We start from the raw sequence: 16,919 nt of genomic DNA, 5'->3' as shown, positions 1-16,919 counted from the left end.
TGAGTGAGACAAACTAATGTGTAGTAAAGGGGAGTCAATGATGAGCAAAATAAAAAAAATTATCGGCGACATCGAAATAAATAAAGGGCTGCTGCTGTTATTGACGATTGGCGGCCTTTACTCATTGGGCATCGCGCTGTCAAATACATTTGTCAACGTGTATTTGTGGAAGCAGTCGGGAAAATTTATTGATTTGGCCATATACAATTTGTCGGTCGTGACGATGCAGCCGGTTACCTTTCTGCTGGCGGGCCGGCTGGCTAAAAAAATTGACAGGGTGTTTATTCTAAGGTTCGGCGTTATCTTTTTGGCCGCTTTTTATTTAAGTGTGCTGCTTGCCGGAGAAACTGCGGCTTCCCGTCTCGTTTTGATAGGGGCCGTGCTCGGAGTTGGATACGGCTTTTACTGGCTGGCTTTTAATGTGCTGACTTTCGAAATTACGGAACCGGAAACGAGAGATTTTTTTAACGGGTTTTTAGGCATTTTGTCTTCATCGGCGGGCATGATCGGTCCGATTGTGGCCGGATATGTCATTTCAAGACTTGAAAACAATACGGGTTATACAATCATTTTCAGCCTGTCGCTCGGCTTATTTGCCCTTGCCGTGGTCATGAGCTTTTTTCTGAAGCGGAGGGAGTCGAAAGGCCGGTTTATGCTGAAAAAAGTTTTTGATGAGCGCCACACGAATCTGAATTGGCGCCGGATTACCAACGCGCACTTTTTTCAAGGCTTGAGAGAAGGGATTTTTGTTTTTTTAATCAGCGTATTTGTATTCATTGCGACAAACAGTGAGCTGGCGCTCGGAACATTCGGTCTCGTCAATTCCGCGGTTTCTTTTTTTGCCTATTATTTTGCATCAAGGCTCATTAAAAAAAGAGCGCGGAAAAAGGCGATTCTTATCGGCGGATTGATCTTGTACGGCGCCCTGTTTCTCATCATTTTTAAAATGAGCTTCACGACGCTCCTTTTGTACGGAGTGTTTATTGCGATCGGCTATCCAGTTCTGCTCGTGCCGTATGTCTCGCTTACATATGATGTGATAGGCCGGGCGCGGCTTGCCAGAAAAGCCAGAATTGAATACATTGTGCTCAGGGAGTTATTTTTAAATGCGGGCCGGATCGTTTCCATCCTTTGTTTCCTTGTAATCGTTACATTGTTCAAGGAAAAAGTGGGAATACCGGCGGCGCTCGTGCTGCTCGGAGCCGGCCATCCGCTGATTTATTACTTTATAAAAGACATCAAACTGGATACGGAAACTTCTGATGAAACAGTAGAAGAAGACCGACAAAAACAGGCGGCGGAACCGAATTTTATAAAAGGAGAAAGATAAAAGGGTTATCTGTAGAAAAATATCGAAAAAACCTTTAGAATGAAAAATGGCACCTGAACAGAAGGTGTCATTTCTTTCTGTAAATAAGAAAAGGTGATGTCATGAGGAGAAATAAAAAGAAAATAGCTGTAAACAAAGAAAAGAAAAAATCACTGCCGATCCGGCTTAATTTTTTGTTTTTGGCCGCGTTTCTTATTTTCACTTGGATTATCGTCGAGCTTGGCATCAAGCAGATCGTTCAGGGTGATGATTATAAAAACGCCGCTAATAAGCAGGAGGAGTCTGATGTCAGCACGGCGGTTCCGAGAGGTAAAATATACGACCGGAACCTAAATCCCATCGTAACGAATAAAGCATTAAATGCGATTACATATACACGTTCAGCCTCAACCACCCAGGCGCAGCGTTTAAAAATCGCAAAAAAACTGTCGGGTATGATTAAGGTAAGCACCAAAAAGGTGACTGAGCGGGATAAAAAAGACTATTGGATGTTAACGAGGCCTGATGAAGCGAAAAAACTGATTACGGCCGAAGAAAAGCAAAAAGCTGAAGACAAAAAACTGTCTGACGATGATTTATATCAGCTTCAGCTGAAACGCATCACAGACAAACAGCTGAATGAGCTCACTTCAAAAGACATGCAGATCCTTGCGATCAAAAGGCAGATGGATTCAGGCTACTCACTGACGCCTCAATACATCAAAAATGAAGGGGTGTCGGCAAAAGAAATGGCCGTCGTCAGCGAACATTTGGATGAACTGCCGGGAGTTGACGTGACGTCTGACTGGGAACGGTCTTATCCTTATAAAAGCCTGATCCGGACGTTGCTCGGCAGTGTATCCAGTGCGAACGAAGGTCTTCCTTCCAACCTGCTGGATCACTATCTGTCACTCGGCTACAGCCGGAATGACAGGGTCGGAAAAAGCTATTTAGAATATCAATATGAAAGCCTGCTGCAGGGTCAAAAAGAGAAAGTGCAGAACTTAACCGACTCATCCGGAAATGTCACGGGCAGCAAAGTGATTTCAAAAGGACAGGCCGGCAAAGACCTTGTTTTATCCATTGATATGGACCTGCAGAAATCCGTTGAAAAAATCATTGAGAAAAATTTAAGATCGGCAAAAGCAAGACCGAGCACGAAGCTTCTTGATCGGGCCTTCGTCGTCATGATGAACCCGAAAAACGGAGAAGTGCTGACGATGGCCGGTAAACAGATTACGAATGACAATGGAAAGTACAAAATTAATGATTATGCCCTCGGCGCAATGACTTCCTCCTACGCAATGGGATCGGCGGTCAAAGGAGCGACGGTGTTGACCGGACTGCAGACGGGTGCGATTAATTTGAACACCGTTTTCCAGGATGAACCTATGTATTTCAAGGGAAGTAAAAACCCGAAAAAATCATGGACGAATTTAGGTCCCGTAGATATCCAAAAAGCGCTTCAGGAATCATCAAACGTGTTCATGTTCAAAACGGCGATTGCCGTCGGTAAAGGGGAGTACAAAAAAGGCCAGTCCCTGCCGCTTGATATGAAGGCATTCGATACTTTCAGATACTACTTCAATCAGTTCGGACTCGGAGTTAAGACGGGGATTGATCTTCCGAATGAAGCGACCGGGTACCAAGGGTCACAGCGAATCTCCGGTCTTCTGTTAGACTTTGCCATCGGGCAGTATGATACGTTTACACCGCTGCAAATGGCGCAGTATGTATCTACAATTGCCAATGGAGGCTATCGTTTGAAGCCTCAGCTTGTAAAAGAGGTCAGGCAGCCTGATTCGAAAAAAGGAATCGGAGCCGTTGTAGAGTCTGTTCAGCCCCAAGTACTGAACAAGATTGATATGAATAATGCAGACATTAAAGAAGTGCAGGCAGGTTTCAGACGCGTCATGACAAAAGGGACAGCCGCAACTGATTTTGCGACTGCGAAATACAGTCCTGCCGGTAAAACGGGTACCGCGCAATCTTTCTATGACGGTCCTGACAAATCAGAGACGGGTGAAGCAACATATAACACGACTCTTGTCGCATATGCACCTGCTGATAATCCGGAAGTGGCTATTTCTGTAGTCGTTCCTTGGGCCTATATTAATTACAGCGATCGATATTCGATTACGGATGATATAGGAAGAGCAGCTCTGGACAAATACTTTGAGCTGAAAAAGAAACAAGAAGATAATAATACGAAGCAGAAAAACGAAGATAAAATTCAGGAAGACGCTGAAAACGGCAATACAAACAACTAACAGAAAAACGCTCACAACTTGTGAGCGTTTTTTTATACAAAAAAACATCCGGATTTACAAAACCTTAACACTTGATTTATACGCATTTTACAAGAACCCTTTACTCTATACGTGTAGGACAAATTACACATTAAATGCAGGGGGAATTCAGGAAATGAAAAAAAACAAATGGATGCTTATGCTTCTGATGGCTGCTGTTATGATTGTTGCTGCAGCATGCGGAAATGCAAAGGAAAGCGGCAAGACAGACAGTCAATCTGCAAGTGAGGATAAAAAAGCATCAGGTTCTTTAACCATTTCTGGTTCATCAGCCATGCAGCCGTTAGTACTGGCAGCGGCGGAAAAGTTTATGGAAAAACATCCGGATGCTGATGTGCAGGTGCAAGCGGGGGGTTCAGGAACAGGTCTTTCGCAAGTGTCTGAAGGGGCAGTGCAAATCGGCAACTCAGATGTCTTTGCTGAAGAAAAAGAAGGCATTGATGCGAAAGCCCTAAAAGACCACCGAGTAGCGGTAGTGGCGATGGCGGCTGCGGTCAACCCCGGTGCGGGCGTAAAGGATATAACCAAAAAACAGCTGACAGACGTCTTTACAGGAAAAATTAAAAACTGGAAAGAGCTTGGCGGTAAAGATCAAAAAATTACACTCGTGAACCGTCCTGATTCATCAGGAACACGCGCTACGTTCGTCAAATACGCGCTTGACGGAGCAGATCCTGCTGAGGGCATCACAGAGGATTCCTCCAATACAGTCAAAAAAATCATTGCGGAAACGCCGGGAGCTATCGGTTATCTGGCATTCTCTTATATAAACGATGACAAAGTAACGCCTTTATCGATCGGAGGCATCAAACCGGAAGAGAAAAACGTCGTCACAGGCGAGTATCCGATTTGGGCTTACGAGCACTCTTATACGAAAGGTGAAGCGTCAGGCCTTACAAAAATGTTTCTTGACTATATGAACAGCGATGAAGTACAGAAAAGTATCGTAAAAGATCAAGGCTACATTCCGATCTCTGATATGAAAGTCACACGTGACGCAAACGGCAAGCAAAGCTGAGGGGAGGGCGGGCTCCCCGCCTCTTCTTCTTTATAGGAGTGTAAACAAATGATAAATCACAGAGAAAAAGAGTCTGTAAGCGAACGCTTAATAAGCTCAAAACAAAACAGGCAAATGGATGAAGTCCGCGGAAGGGTGATTGTGTCTGTGTGTGCCGCGATTATCATTGCGGCATCAGCGGCGATCACAATTTTTCTCGGCATAAAGGGGCTGCAATCTTTTTTTGTAAATGGTGTAAGCCCGATTGAGTTCTTAACAAGTCTGAATTGGAATCCAACCCAGGCAAAACCTGAGTTCGGCGCGCTGCCTTTTATTTTCGGATCATTTGCGGTCACGGTTCTGTCCGCTCTGATCGCAGCGCCCCTCGGTATTGCGGGTGCCGTGTTTATGACGGAAATTGCGCCGACTTGGGGAAAAAAGGTGCTGCAGCCGGTAATTGAGCTGCTTGTCGGCATTCCGTCCGTCGTTTATGGATTCATAGGTCTTACAGTATTGGTTCCGTTTATCGGCTCTTTTAAATCAAGCGGAACGGGTCACAGCCTTCTGGCGGGGACGATCGTACTCTCGGTAATGATTCTGCCGACTGTTACATCGATTTCCGCTGATGCGCTTGCGTCACTTCCGAAACACCTTCGCGACGGTTCATATGCGCTTGGTGCGACGAGGTGGCAGACAATCAGAAAGGTGCTTATCCCGGCGGCGTTTCCGACATTGCTGACCGCTGTCGTGCTCGGGATGGCAAGAGCGTTTGGAGAAGCACTCGCCGTACAGATGGTTATCGGAAATACAAAGCTTCTGCCGGAAAGCCTGCTTGATACGGCGGGAACATTAACGACGATTATTACGTTAAACATGGGCCATACCACATACGGCAGTATTGAAAATAATACGTTATGGTCTATGGGGCTTGTTCTTCTCATCATGTCGTTTCTGTTTATATTGCTCATACGCTATTTGTCGTCTAGGAGGAAAGTGTAATGAACCGGAAAATAACGGATAAATTGGCCACCGGTGTATTCGGGTTATGCGCCGCTGTAATTGCGGCGATTTTGGCAGGATTGTTTTTGTACATTCTTATTCACGGCGTCTCTGAAATCTCCTTGCATTTTCTTACGTCAAAATCGAGCGCCATTGCGTCAGGCGGCGGAATACGGGATCAGCTTTTTAATTCCTTTTACATTCTGTTTATCACCATGCTGATCACGATACCGCTTGGTGTGGGGGGCGGCGTCTTTATGGCTGAATATGCGCCCCAAAATAAAATCACTGATTTTATCAGAACGTGTATTGAGGTTCTGTCTTCGCTTCCGTCCATTGTCATCGGGATGTTCGGCATGCTGATGTTTGTAAACCTGACCGGATGGGGCTACACGATTATCGGAGGCGCGCTCGCATTAACGGTCTTTAACCTTCCCGTTATGGTCCGGGTGACAGAAGGCGCGCTCACTGCAGTTCCTAAGGAGCTGAAAGAAGCTTCTCTCGCTTTAGGCGTATCGAGATGGCATACCGTCAAAACGGTGCTGATTCCGAGTGCGATTCCTTCGATTTTAACCGGAGCCATTCTCGCATCAGGAAGAGTATTCGGAGAAGCGGCCGCATTGTTATTTACAGCGGGACTGACAACGCCGCGGCTGAATTTTACGGATTTGAACCCGTTTTCTGAATCATCTCCTTTCAACATTTTCAGGCCGGCTGAGACGCTGGCGGTTCATATATGGAGTGTCAATACGCAGGGAATCATCCCTGACGCCGAAGCGATTGCAAACGGCGGCTCGGCGGTGCTGGTGATTTCGGTGCTCTTGTTTAACCTTTGTGCAAGATGGCTCGGATCTGTCATTTATAAAAAGCTTACGGCAAATTAATCGGAAAGAGGCGAAAACATGATTGATCACATCATCAGGGAACAAGCGGAACAGACAAAGCGTTCGCCGGAGTCTTCAATTTTGGAAGTGAAGCATTTATCAATTTATTACGGTGACAAACAAGCGGTTAAAGATGTAAACATGGATATTGAAAAACATGCGGTGACGGCTCTGATCGGTCCCTCCGGCTGCGGGAAATCAACATTTTTGAGACAGATTAACAGAATGAACGATGCCATTCCTTTTGCAAGAAGCGAGGGAGAGATCCTTTATGAAGGGCTGAATATTTTGGGGGAAGCGATTAATGTCGTGTCTCTCAGACGGGAGATCGGTATGGTGTTTCAAAAACCGAATCCGTTCCCGAAATCCATTTACAATAACATCACACATGCGCTGAAGTATGCGGGGGAACGCAGGAAAGCCGTTTTGGATGATGCGGTCGAGGAAAGCTTAACGAAGGCGGCGCTTTGGGATGAAGTCAAAGACCGGCTTCATTCATCGGCTCTTTCGTTATCAGGCGGCCAGCAGCAGCGTCTTTGTATCGCCCGTACGCTTGCGATGAAACCTGCCGTGCTACTTTTAGATGAACCGGCCTCAGCTCTGGACCCTATTTCAAACGCCAGAATCGAGACGCTTTTGACAGAACTGAAAAAAGATTATTCGATTATTATTGTTACGCATAACATGCAGCAGGCACTTAGGGTGTCTGACCGAACGGCTTTCTTTTTAAACGGGGAAGTGGTGGAATACGGGCAGACAGAACAAATTTTCACGAGTCCTAAAGCGCAAAAGACAGATGACTACATTAACGGAAAGTTCGGATAGGGGGAAGGACTGTGAGCCTTGTGAAGGAAGCGGTGCACACACAGGATTTATTTGATATTCACGGCATGAACGTATGGTACGGAGCCCACCAGGCTTTAAAAGACATTACGATCGGTTTTGAGGAGCGGAAGGTAACTGCGATCATCGGTCCGTCCGGCTGCGGGAAATCCACTTTTATTAAGACATTAAACTTAATGCTGCAAATGACCCCGAATGTCAAAGTGACAGGCGACATGATCTATAACGGGCGCAATCTGCTGAAAGAAAAGACGGATGCGGCAGAATTAAGAAAACAGATCGGTATGGTGTTTCAAAAAGGCAATCCATTTCCCCAGTCAATATTTGAGAATGTCGTGTACGGTCCGAGAATTCACGGCGAAAAAAATAAAAAGAAACTGCTTGAAATCGCCGAGGAATCTTTAAAGGCAGCTGCGCTCTGGGATGAAGTGAAAGACCGCCTTCACCAGCAGGCGCTTTCACTGTCAGGCGGTCAGCAGCAGCGGCTGTGCATCGCAAGGGCGCTCGCCACAAAACCGGACGTCCTTCTGATGGATGAACCGACGTCCGCTCTTGATCCCGTGTCCACGCGGAAAATAGAAGAGCTGATTTTGACATTGAAAGAAAAGTATACAATCGTCATTGTGACGCACAACATGCAGCAGGCTGCGAGGGTCTCTGATCAAACCGCGTTTTTCTATATGGGCGAACTGGTAGAGTGGGGCGATACGGGCAAAATATTTTCTCAGCCGGATCATCAAAAAACACATGATTATATCACCGGAAAATTCGGATGAAAAAAACGGACCCGGCCATTGACCGGGTCCGTTTTATACTCCCTATTAAAAAAGCCTGCCGGCCGTATCCATCTGAATGGACGATGCCTGCAAGCTTTTTTAGCGGGTTAATGTTTTGACGATTTTTTTAAAGCTCATATCTGAGTCGACTTTGAAATGGCCGGCGCGGATTTCTTTATGGTAGCCTGCGTCAATGACGTAATCATTAAAGTCCTTCGCTGAAGGAATAATCCCTTCTTTTTCAAGAATGGATGACACATCAGCAGTGCTCATTCCGTCTTTAATCGTCAGTTTGTATGTTACTTTTTTCTTTTTGGCGTCTGTGTTTTGGTCGTTGTTTAACGATTTTTCTTTAGAATCAAGCAGTTTTTGATAGTCATCCCGGTTGACGGAGACTTTTTGCTGATCGTCGAGGTAGCTGTTTACTTCTTTTTCTGTCAATGCTGTTTTTTCGGTTTTAACGGCGGCTGCCTGGTCATGGTCAGTCAAATAGAAGACAGCGGCGAGAACGGCCGTCGCTAAAATCATGCCTGCTGCAAAAGCCTGAATGCCCCGTTTTGTCATACGAGCACCTTCTCATTATCTTTAATAATGGTATTGACGTCCTCGACAGACACGTGCTCCGCTTTTGCGATGGCTTCCGCAGACATTCCGTTGTTATATTTTGAAATGATTTGTTTGGCGATTTTTTGGTTAATGCCGCTGCTTTTGGCTTTGCGGATCACGAGGTTGGTTTCCAGCAATTCTTCTTCAAGCACCGTCATTTTCTTTTTCAACTTGTAAATTTCCTGCATGGCGGAAAGCTGAAGCGTTTCAAGCTCCTGTTCCACGTCTTTCATCGGATCTCTTTGAGAATATGAGAATGCAATAAGCGCTATACTGACGATAAACAACGCAATAATAGCAATTTCCACGTTTCATCACCTTCTATTATTAATTTGCCCTTCTTTTTTATACCATAAAACGCCGCCATTCTAAAGGAAATAGAGAAAAAAACGGAATTTTGTCGGGAAATCTTTTTTATTCGGGGAGCAAACGGTTATTTCTCTATAGATTTCGCATCAGAAAGTCCTTTTTTGTCCTGTTTCGTCATATTTTCCCTTCACCTGGCGCAAGCTCATTCAGAGGATCAGAAGCATAAACTGATGTTTTCTGCACTTAAACAACATTTCATGTAAATCACTCTAGCATTCCGTCCATTATAGTGGTATTATATATAAGTCTGAATAAGTAAATGATATTTAGTTTGGAGGGAAAATAATGCGCGTTAATATTACTTTGGCTTGCACTGAATGTGGTGAGCGTAACTATATTTCTAAAAAGAACAAACGCAACAATCCGGACCGCGTTGAATTTAAAAAATATTGCCCACGTGATAAAAAATCTACGTTACACCGTGAAACAAAATAAGCTGTTTAAAACAGCGGAAAAAGCTGGAGCTTTCAATAAAGTTCTGGCTTTTTTGTCTTTCAGGGAGGTTTGAGAAACGTGAAAGCACAAATCAGAACCGCTATCAAAGCAAAGCTTTCTGACATGACAGAAAGTGAATGGGAGAAAAAATGCCGCAGCATGCGTGAAACGCTGTTTTCTTTAAAAGAATGGAAACAGGCCCGCGTGATCGCCCTTACCATCTCGACACGCCTGGAAATTCCGACACGGCCGATTATTGAACAGGCCTGGAAAGAGAAAAAACAAGTCTGTATCCCAAAATGCTTTCCGCAGACGGGAGCGATGGAGTTCCGTACATTTTCTGCGTATGATCAGCTGGAAACCGTATATGCGGGCCTCAGTGAACCGATCGAGAGCCAGACGGAAAAAGCCGCCCCAAATGACATTGACCTTGTGATTGTGCCCGGCGTGGCTTTTGACCGGGAAGGCTTCAGAATCGGATACGGCGGAGGATATTATGATCGGTACCTCTCCGGTTATAAAGGCCGTACCGTGTCGCTTCTCTTTGACTGCCAGCTGACAGACCGCATTCCCCGCATGCCCCACGATATTCCGGTCGATATGATCGTGACTGAATCTGAAACCATCGCTTAATCGCATAAAAACTTCTTGCACCGGAATAATTCTCGCTGTTTGACAAACGATAGGGGCAGGAGGGATAAGATGAAAAAATTGTTGATCTACTCATTATGCGCCGTATCTGTTTTAGCCGTTTACCAAAACCGCTACCGTCTGATGAACAGCGTGCTCAGCCAGCCGGGGATTAGACGGTCATTCATTCATTTCTTTTTAAAAATACCGTTTATCAGAAACAAATTCATTCAGCAGGCATTTTAAACAAATCCCGTTTTTCAGCGGGATTTTTTGCATAAGAAAACCTGCCGGTAAAAAACGGCAGGTTTTCTCGTATTGTCAGCTTTTTTTCAGGAAACCGAGCAGAATTGAGATCATAGGAGAAATGTACAGGAAAAAGGTAAACGGCAGGTAGTCGATGACGGAAACCCCTAGTGCGCTTGCCATAAAAGCGCCGCTTACTCCCCAGGGAATCAGCGGGTTGATCAATGTTCCGCCGTCCTCAAGCGACCGCGCAAGGTGAATCCGCTTAATGCTGAGCTTGTCATATAAAGGTTTATAAGATTGACCCGGAATTAAGATCGACAAATACTGCTCACCTGTCGCAAGGTTTACGCCTATACTTGAGAAGACGGTCGCCATGACAAGACGTCCTTTCGTATGCACGCCTTTTATCAATCCTTGAAGCAGCGCCGCGATCAGGCCCGTTTTTTCCATCAGGCCGCCGAGCGCAAAGGCGATCATGATCAGAGAGACTGATCCCATCATCGATTGGAGCCCGCCTCTGTTGATAATGCTGGCCACAGCCTGGTCGCCGGTTTTAAACGCCGTCCCGCTTTGCAGGGCGGATATAAATCCTTGAATGCTGCTGTCAGGAATAAAAACAGCAGTCAGAAGCCCTGCGGAAATAATACCGGCGGTAAGCACCGGAATCACGGAAATCCGTCTCACAGCTAAAATGATCACCAACAGAGGTGAAAGAAGCGACCAAGGCGTAATGTGCACGGCCTCTTTCATTCCGGAAATGACCGCCTCAATATTTTGCGTTGAAGCGGCATTTATTGAAACCGATGAACCGAGAATATAAAAAAGAACAATCGTGATCAGCAGTGCCGGAACGGTAGTGCCCATCATATGGCGAATATGCTTAAAAATCGGAATTTCGCCGATTCCGGCGGCAAAATTCGTCGTGTCGGACATCGGTGACATTTTATCACCGAAACAAGCCCCGCAAATGACTGCTCCCGCCGTCCATTCGAGCGGAACTCCCGCCGCGCTTGCTACCCCTAACAGCGCGACGCCGATTGTACTGACAGTTGTCAGACTTGAGCCGACAAGCGTGCTGATAATCATGCAGGAAAATAATGCGGTCAAAAGCAGCTGACTCGGCTGTATAATTGACAAAGCGTAAACGGTGACGGTGGGAATGGCGCCGCTGTACATCCAGGCGCCGATCAGCATACCGATCAAAGCCAGTACGATAATCGGCTGCACACCGTTTTTCAATCCGCTGACAATTCCTTTTTCAAGACTCTCCCACGAGAAACCGAGCCACAAACCTGCCAGAGACAGAATAATGACGCAAAAGAACAGCGGCATATGCGGCTCTGTATGAAAGAAAAACAGGCAGGACATAATGACTGCTAACATCAAGACAAATAAACTGATGGCTGAGATGAACGTCAGCCTTTTTTCTTGTTTCAAAACAACACCCCATCAAACTTTAATCCTTTTGTGCTTTTGGGCACGAAAGTATTGTAACAGAAAAACGCTTAAATGAGTGTTTTTTTACAATTGTGAATATACAATTTATGAAAATAATACAAGGATATTTTCTCCAATCGTTTTTTGCTTGACGCCCGGATCAGTGATGAAATACGCTTATACTAAGAAGAATAGAAATGGTGAAGCAGATGAATTCATTTTATGACGTGCAGCAGCTGTTTAAGTCATTCGGACATATCGTTTATTTCGGTGACAGACAAGCCGAAATAGACTTTATGAAAGATGAATTAAAGGAAATGTACTTGTCAAACGTGATTGAAAGAGAATTATGGCAAAAAGCCGCCGGTGTTCTTCAGAGAGAATCGGAGCGGATCAAAGGCAGATAACAAAGCAGGATTTTAATAAGAAAAGGAGATTATTATGGAAGATACATGGTTTGCGGGGATTGATCTTGGCGGGACAACCATCAAGCTGGCCTTCATCAACATGTACGGTGAAATTCAGCATAAATGGGAAGTTCCGACCGATAAATCAGGAAACACAATTACGGTCACGATCGCCAAAGCGCTTGATCAGAAGCTGGAAGAACTGAACAAGCCGAAACGGATCGTAAAATGGATCGGAATGGGAGCGCCCGGACCCGTGGAAATGGCGACGGGAGTGGTCTATGAGACGACAAATATGGGGTGGAAAAACTATCCGCTGAAAGACCATCTCGAGGCGGAAACGGGTATTCCGGCCGTCATTGAAAACGATGCCAATATCGCGGCGCTCGGAGAAATGTGGAAGGGTGCAGGTGACGGGGCCAAAGATGTCATTTTAGTGACGCTCGGAACCGGAGTCGGCGGAGGCATCATCGTCAACGGAGAAATCGTTCACGGTAAAAACGGGGCCGGCGGAGAAATCGGTCATATTTGCAGTATTCCGGAAGGAGGAGCTCCGTGCAACTGCGGAAAATCCGGCTGCATCGAAACGATTGCGTCCGCAACCGGCATCGTCCGCATCGCGAAAGAAAAGCTTGCGGCGGTTTCCGACTCTTCGCTCTTACAAGTGGATGATCTGACGGCACGTGACGTGTTCGAAGCGGCTAAACAGCAGGATAAGACAGCGCTTGAAGTCGTCGATTATGTCGCAAAACATTTAGGCCTCGTGCTCGGAAATCTGGCAAGCGCCATGAATCCGACGAAAATCGTGCTCGGCGGAGGCGTGTCTAAAGCGGGTGAAATCCTGCGGTCAAAAGTGGAAGAGACTTTCAAAATCACCGCATTCCCGCGTTCTGCGGAAGCGGCGGATATTTCGATTGCGGCACTTGGAAATGACGCCGGAGTCATCGGCGGGGCGTGGATTGCCAAAAATGAATGGCTCAAACATCAAAACTGCTGAAGAAAGTCTGCCTGCCCATATCGCGGGCGGCTTTCTTTTTTTATCTCCCCTGTCATATAGTTTTTAAAAAAGGGGGATGAACATGGCGGGAATTCGTGTCAAACCTGAATTGAAACAGCATATGAAAGATATTGCAAAGGTGCTTTCAATTGATGAAAAACTGTTGAAAGCCGCTGATAAAACGGCGGAAAACGATGAATTATTTTGCCCCGGCTTTGCCGTGAGCGGGCAGTCAGAGGGTCCGCCGCTTGAGACGCTGAGCGGGCTTTCGCGATACATCCGGCACTGTGAAAGGACTCTTTCCACTGATCAATGGGTGAAGGAAGAAAAGGTGTACGGGTCCCAATCGGTTTATGAAGAAATTGAGAAAATAACGGATGTCTTTCCGTTTGTCACGTGCCGTAAAATCGGCAGTTCCGTATTGGGAAAGCCGCTTTATGAGCTGAAAATAGGTGCGGATACGGCCGAAAGAAAAGTCCATGTAAACGCCTCATTTCATGCCAATGAATGGATCACCACCTCGGTCGCGCTTAAATGGTGTAAAGAATATTGCGCGGGATTATGCGAAAATAAAACCGTTTTCGGGCACTCTGCGCTTGATATATTCAGCCTGACATCATTGTCATTCGTTCCGCTCGTAAATCCCGACGGTGTTGATCTCGTACTTTACGGATGTGAAGATTTATCAGAAAAAAATGAATTTCTTAATCGATTAAATGAACACCGCCCGGATTTCCGCGAATGGAAGGCGAATATAAACGGTGTGGATTTAAATAAACATTTCCCATCCAATTGGGATATTGAACAGAGGCGCAAACCGAAAGCCCCTTCACACCGTGATTTTCCGGGGACGGCGCCGCTCACTGAACCGGAGGCGCAGGCGATGCACCGGCTGATAACGGAACAGCCGCCTGACCGGCTGATCGCTCTTCATACGCAGGGAGAAGAGATTTATTGGGGGTACGAAGGATGTGAACCGGAGCAATCATCCCGGATGATTCGGGAGTTTGAAGCGATAAGCGGAAACCGCTATCAAGGCGTTAAAACCATTGACAGCCATGCCGGTTTTAGGGATTGGTTTATACAGCAGTATGGAAAAGAGGGCTATACCATTGAGCTCGGGAAGGGAAAAAACCCTTTGCCTTTTCATCAGTTTGCTGATATTTATCAAGCGACGGAAGGTATTTTGTGGAGGTCGCTTGTTTTTTGAGACATCTGTGAAATTTCTCATTTGTTTACATAAACAAATATGGGACAATAGAAAAGAATGGAGGGAAGGCTGGTGAGATACTTGGTTTGTGTTCTGCTGTCCGCATTCGTTCTGTGTTTAGCGTCCTGTGAACCATCTCATCAGCAGCAAGACACAGGCGTTTCGGCAAAATCGGCAGAACAGAAAATCGTTCCGCTCAGTAAAAAGGAAGCGGAGAAAACGGAAGGATGGCTGGATAACAGAACGATTCTGTATACAGCACATCATCAGCTGATGAAATATGATCTTTTCAGCGGAAAATCCGAACGGCTCTATGAAACAAAGGGCCATATTGTCAATGTAAAGATCAGCCGGAAAAAACAGCTGATTCTCGTACAGGTGACAAGCAGCGGTCAGACTGAGCTTGTGCTTATGAACAAGCAGGGGAAAAGACTTTATCACAAAGCCTTTAACTCTTATGAGCTTGAGACGGCTTGGAATCCGTATGACCCGTATCAAATGATGATTACCGTTTTTACTGAAACATGGGACTTCACTGCCTATACGGCCGATATGAACAACGGCATTTTAAAAAAGAGTCCCGTTCAGGCCCCTTTTGTCCATTGGACCTCCACTGATGAATTCCAATATATCAAGCAAGGAAAAACGGAGGAAGAGGGTCCTTTATATTCTTATGACTTGCAGACGAAAAAAGAAAAAAGAGTGCTTCATCACGTCATCTGGGCCGATTCCCGCCCGGGCATGACGATTGCCGTCAGACAAACGGATCAATCGGACGGAGACGGCGAGTTCCTTTTCCAAAAGCCGGCATCCGTGACGCACCGCTTTCCTCTCCAAGAAAAGTATCAGAGCTTTGCGCCGATGGAATATGATTACGATCAGACACACAAGCGGTTTTACATATTTAAGCCTGAAGGCCGCTCTTACAATCTGATCAGCTTTGACTTAGGAGATGAACGGGAGCGGACGGTGCTCAAAAACACGGAAATGGAGCCGATTCAGATCTCTCCGAACGGGGAATACGCTTTATACGGCTTTACGTATGACCGTCTGATTTCACTGAAAACAGGCATGACAGAACCAATCATAACAAATGAAAAAGGAGTTTGAATCAAATGGCAATTGCAGATGTGACAATCATTCCGATCGGAACAAAAACACCGAGCGTCAGTGAGTATGTAGCGGATGTGCAAAACATTTTGGAGGGTTACAAAGCTGCCGGCAAAATCAAATTTCAGCTCACGCCGATGAACACTTTGATTGAAGGTGAGCTGAGCGACTTATTCGCAGTCATTCAGGACATTCACGAAGCCCCGTTCCAAAAAGGGCTGCACAGAGTGGCGACAAATATCCGCATTGATGACAGACGTGATAAAGAAACGACGCTGGAGAGCAAAATCAAAAGTGTCAGCAAACATTTGCAGCAATAAAAAATAAGCCTGTATCCAATGGATACAGGCTTTTAATGTGCAGTCGGATAGCCGCTGGTTACAACGGTCATTACGGTAAACCAGCCAAACACGCCCAGCGTGGCGGCGGCTAACAAAAATCCCAGGATATTTCTCTGTCTGACAGCCCGCAGGACTCCTAATACAGCTAATAATGCGACAAGGCCGAAGATTACAACAAGTAACATCATGCTCCTCCTTTGTCATTGGAACCTGAAAATCTTTCCATTTCATTTTAACCGTTTTCATTTTGTTTGTCGATAGCGTTTTCCCGGCCGCATTCATTGAATCTTCCGCAGAAAACCTTCATAATAAGGGCATATACATAAAGAGGTGATGAAAGTGAAATGGAGACGAATGCCGGCCGGTCCGATTCAGGCAAACGCGTATTTTCTTGTCAGTGAGGATCAGTCCTGTCTTATTTTTGATCCGGGCGGAGAAGCGGACAAAATCAACAATTACATAAAAGAAAACAATCTGAAGCCGCTGGCCATCTTACTGACGCACGCCCATTTTGACCATATCGGCGCGCTTGACGAAGTAAGAGACAGATGGGATGTTCCCGTATATCTTCACAAAAATGAAGAAAAGTGGCTGGAGGACTCTTCCTTAAACGGATCAGGCATATTGCGGGGCATCGCCGTAACGGCACGGCCCGCCGAACGGCTGATTGAAGGCGACGGCATATTGGACATCGGGCCTTTCCATTTGGAGACATTGTTTACGCCGGGACATTCACCGGGAAGCGTTTCTTATTATGTGAAGGACGCGGATCTGGTGATTTCAGGTGATGTGCTCTTTCAGGGAGGCATCGGCCGAACTGATTTACACGGCGGAAGTCAGGACGTATTGCTTGATTCCATTCATCAAAAACTGCTCACGCTTCCCGGACATACACTTGTGTTAAGCGGGCACGGGCCGGAAACGGATATTCAGACAGAGCAGGAGCGAAACCCGTTTATCAATGGTTTTTCACTGTAAATGAAAAAAGACAGACCATAATCGGTCTGTCTT

20 protein-coding genes are annotated in these 16,919 nt (G+C 45.9%); 16 read left to right on the top strand and 4 right to left on the bottom strand.

Features of this window, described 5'->3' with window-relative positions:
* Positions 1-40 precede the first annotated feature (40 nt).
* The 7 genes from NYE62_RS13070 (at position 41) to pstB (NYE62_RS13040) (ending at position 8,117) form a co-directional block, all read left to right on the top strand.
* Positions 41-1,330, top strand: a complete 1,290-nt coding sequence (locus tag NYE62_RS13070) for an MFS transporter (protein ID WP_012118002.1) — start codon at positions 41-43, stop codon at positions 1,328-1,330.
* Between the two features lie 101 nt (positions 1,331-1,431).
* The gene (pbpA, locus tag NYE62_RS13065) at positions 1,432-3,579 is read left to right on the top strand and encodes a penicillin-binding protein 2A (RefSeq protein ID WP_144663982.1); all 2,148 of its coding nucleotides are present in this window, start codon (positions 1,432-1,434) and stop codon (positions 3,577-3,579) included.
* Positions 3,580-3,733: 154 nt separating this feature from the next.
* Positions 3,734-4,636 carry a phosphate ABC transporter substrate-binding protein gene (locus tag NYE62_RS13060; RefSeq protein ID WP_039254459.1) on the top strand — a complete coding sequence of 301 codons (903 nt, stop codon included), beginning with the start codon at positions 3,734-3,736 and terminating at the stop codon, positions 4,634-4,636.
* A gap of 48 nt (positions 4,637-4,684) precedes the next feature.
* Positions 4,685-5,614 carry a phosphate ABC transporter permease subunit PstC gene (gene pstC / locus NYE62_RS13055; RefSeq protein ID WP_012117997.1) on the top strand — a complete coding sequence of 310 codons (930 nt, stop codon included), beginning with the start codon at positions 4,685-4,687 and terminating at the stop codon, positions 5,612-5,614.
* Entirely contained in the window at positions 5,614-6,498 is an 885-nt protein-coding gene (gene pstA / locus NYE62_RS13050) for a phosphate ABC transporter permease PstA (protein WP_007408306.1), read from the top strand. The genes pstC and pstA overlap by 1 nt, the downstream gene beginning before the upstream one ends.
* 18 nt (positions 6,499-6,516) lie before the next feature.
* Entirely contained in the window at positions 6,517-7,323 is an 807-nt protein-coding gene (gene pstB / locus NYE62_RS13045) for a phosphate ABC transporter ATP-binding protein PstB (RefSeq protein WP_007408307.1), read from the top strand.
* Between the two features lie 11 nt (positions 7,324-7,334).
* A complete protein-coding gene (gene pstB, locus NYE62_RS13040; protein WP_144663984.1) occupies positions 7,335-8,117 on the top strand; it encodes a phosphate ABC transporter ATP-binding protein PstB in 783 nt (260 codons plus the stop codon).
* A 99-nt stretch (positions 8,118-8,216) separates the two neighbouring features.
* Here the strand turns inward: pstB (NYE62_RS13040) and NYE62_RS13035 are convergent, their stop codons facing one another.
* On the bottom strand, positions 8,217-8,681 hold the full coding sequence (locus NYE62_RS13035; protein ID WP_007408308.1) for an endolytic transglycosylase MltG: 465 nt from the start codon (positions 8,679-8,681) through the stop codon (positions 8,217-8,219).
* Positions 8,678-9,031 carry a hypothetical protein gene (locus NYE62_RS13030; protein ID WP_003153047.1) on the bottom strand — a complete coding sequence of 118 codons (354 nt, stop codon included), beginning with the start codon at positions 9,029-9,031 and terminating at the stop codon, positions 8,678-8,680. Before NYE62_RS13030 ends, NYE62_RS13035 begins: the two co-directional genes overlap by 4 nt.
* 346 nt (positions 9,032-9,377) lie before the next feature.
* Between NYE62_RS13030 and rpmG the strand changes: the two genes are divergently transcribed.
* From rpmG to NYE62_RS13015, 3 genes are all read left to right on the top strand, one after another.
* Positions 9,378-9,527 (top strand): 50S ribosomal protein L33, encoded by a 150-nt coding sequence (rpmG, locus tag NYE62_RS13025; RefSeq protein WP_003153056.1) that lies wholly within the window; start codon positions 9,378-9,380, stop codon positions 9,525-9,527.
* 78 nt (positions 9,528-9,605) lie between these two features.
* Entirely contained in the window at positions 9,606-10,160 is a 555-nt protein-coding gene (locus NYE62_RS13020) for a 5-formyltetrahydrofolate cyclo-ligase (RefSeq protein ID WP_342496987.1), read from the top strand.
* Positions 10,161-10,229: 69 nt separating this feature from the next.
* A complete protein-coding gene (locus NYE62_RS13015) occupies positions 10,230-10,403 on the top strand; it encodes a hypothetical protein (RefSeq protein WP_007408311.1) in 174 nt (57 codons plus the stop codon).
* Positions 10,404-10,478: 75 nt separating this feature from the next.
* On the opposite strand, the gene nhaC is transcribed toward NYE62_RS13015, so the two are convergent.
* Positions 10,479-11,843 carry a Na+/H+ antiporter NhaC gene (gene nhaC, locus NYE62_RS13010; protein WP_076983531.1) on the bottom strand — a complete coding sequence of 455 codons (1,365 nt, stop codon included), beginning with the start codon at positions 11,841-11,843 and terminating at the stop codon, positions 10,479-10,481.
* A gap of 197 nt (positions 11,844-12,040) precedes the next feature.
* Between nhaC and NYE62_RS13005 the strand changes: the two genes are divergently transcribed.
* The 5 genes from NYE62_RS13005 to NYE62_RS12985 all read left to right on the top strand — a co-directional run bounded on the left by NYE62_RS13005 (position 12,041) and on the right by NYE62_RS12985 (position 15,887).
* Positions 12,041-12,250 carry a YqgQ family protein gene (locus NYE62_RS13005; protein ID WP_007612586.1) on the top strand — a complete coding sequence of 70 codons (210 nt, stop codon included), beginning with the start codon at positions 12,041-12,043 and terminating at the stop codon, positions 12,248-12,250.
* A 34-nt stretch (positions 12,251-12,284) separates the two neighbouring features.
* On the top strand, positions 12,285-13,247 hold the full coding sequence (gene glcK / locus NYE62_RS13000; RefSeq protein WP_045208253.1) for a glucose kinase GlcK: 963 nt from the start codon (positions 12,285-12,287) through the stop codon (positions 13,245-13,247).
* An 82-nt stretch (positions 13,248-13,329) separates the two neighbouring features.
* Positions 13,330-14,457 (top strand): M14 family metallocarboxypeptidase, encoded by a 1,128-nt coding sequence (locus NYE62_RS12995; protein ID WP_144663987.1) that lies wholly within the window; start codon positions 13,330-13,332, stop codon positions 14,455-14,457.
* Positions 14,458-14,529: 72 nt separating this feature from the next.
* Positions 14,530-15,567, top strand: coding sequence for a hypothetical protein (locus tag NYE62_RS12990; protein WP_064115381.1), 1,038 nt, complete (start codon positions 14,530-14,532; stop codon positions 15,565-15,567).
* Positions 15,568-15,572: 5 nt separating this feature from the next.
* Entirely contained in the window at positions 15,573-15,887 is a 315-nt protein-coding gene (locus tag NYE62_RS12985) for an MTH1187 family thiamine-binding protein (protein WP_003153073.1), read from the top strand.
* 32 nt (positions 15,888-15,919) lie between these two features.
* Here NYE62_RS12985 and NYE62_RS12980 read toward each other — a convergent pair whose 3' ends face one another.
* Positions 15,920-16,093 carry a DUF2759 domain-containing protein gene (locus tag NYE62_RS12980; protein WP_003153076.1) on the bottom strand — a complete coding sequence of 58 codons (174 nt, stop codon included), beginning with the start codon at positions 16,091-16,093 and terminating at the stop codon, positions 15,920-15,922.
* Between the two features lie 154 nt (positions 16,094-16,247).
* On the opposite strand from NYE62_RS12980, the gene NYE62_RS12975 reads away from it, so the two are divergent.
* The gene (locus tag NYE62_RS12975) at positions 16,248-16,886 is read left to right on the top strand and encodes an MBL fold metallo-hydrolase (RefSeq protein WP_003153077.1); all 639 of its coding nucleotides are present in this window, start codon (positions 16,248-16,250) and stop codon (positions 16,884-16,886) included.
* The last annotated feature ends 33 nt before the right edge of the window (positions 16,887-16,919 follow it).

Origin of the sequence: Bacillus sp. FSL K6-2861 (assembly GCF_038630725.1) — a bacterium.
In the GTDB taxonomy this organism is placed as follows: Bacteria; Bacillota; Bacilli; order Bacillales; family Bacillaceae; genus Bacillus; species Bacillus velezensis.
The sequence above is the reverse complement of the archived record's forward strand: the minus strand, read 5'-3'. Positions and strand labels throughout refer to the sequence as shown.

Coding starts and splice junctions, on each gene's coding strand:
- rpmG (WP_003153056.1), top strand. CDS start 9,378: ATGCGCGTTAATATTACTTTGGCTTGCACTGAATGTGGTGAGCGTAAC.
- NYE62_RS12995 (WP_144663987.1), top strand. CDS start 13,330: ATGGCGGGAATTCGTGTCAAACCTGAATTGAAACAGCATATGAAAGAT.
- pstC (WP_012117997.1), top strand. CDS start 4,685: ATGATAAATCACAGAGAAAAAGAGTCTGTAAGCGAACGCTTAATAAGC.
- NYE62_RS13060 (WP_039254459.1), top strand. CDS start 3,734: ATGAAAAAAAACAAATGGATGCTTATGCTTCTGATGGCTGCTGTTATG.
- pstB (WP_007408307.1), top strand. CDS start 6,517: ATGATTGATCACATCATCAGGGAACAAGCGGAACAGACAAAGCGTTCG.
- NYE62_RS13005 (WP_007612586.1), top strand. CDS start 12,041: ATGGTGAAGCAGATGAATTCATTTTATGACGTGCAGCAGCTGTTTAAG.
- glcK (WP_045208253.1), top strand. CDS start 12,285: ATGGAAGATACATGGTTTGCGGGGATTGATCTTGGCGGGACAACCATC.
- pstA (WP_007408306.1), top strand. CDS start 5,614: ATGAACCGGAAAATAACGGATAAATTGGCCACCGGTGTATTCGGGTTA.
- pbpA (WP_144663982.1), top strand. CDS start 1,432: ATGAGGAGAAATAAAAAGAAAATAGCTGTAAACAAAGAAAAGAAAAAA.
- NYE62_RS12985 (WP_003153073.1), top strand. CDS start 15,573: ATGGCAATTGCAGATGTGACAATCATTCCGATCGGAACAAAAACACCG.
- NYE62_RS13070 (WP_012118002.1), top strand. CDS start 41: ATGAGCAAAATAAAAAAAATTATCGGCGACATCGAAATAAATAAAGGG.
- NYE62_RS13015 (WP_007408311.1), top strand. CDS start 10,230: ATGAAAAAATTGTTGATCTACTCATTATGCGCCGTATCTGTTTTAGCC.
- NYE62_RS13035 (WP_007408308.1), bottom strand. CDS start 8,681: ATGACAAAACGGGGCATTCAGGCTTTTGCAGCAGGCATGATTTTAGCG.
- NYE62_RS12980 (WP_003153076.1), bottom strand. CDS start 16,093: ATGTTACTTGTTGTAATCTTCGGCCTTGTCGCATTATTAGCTGTATTA.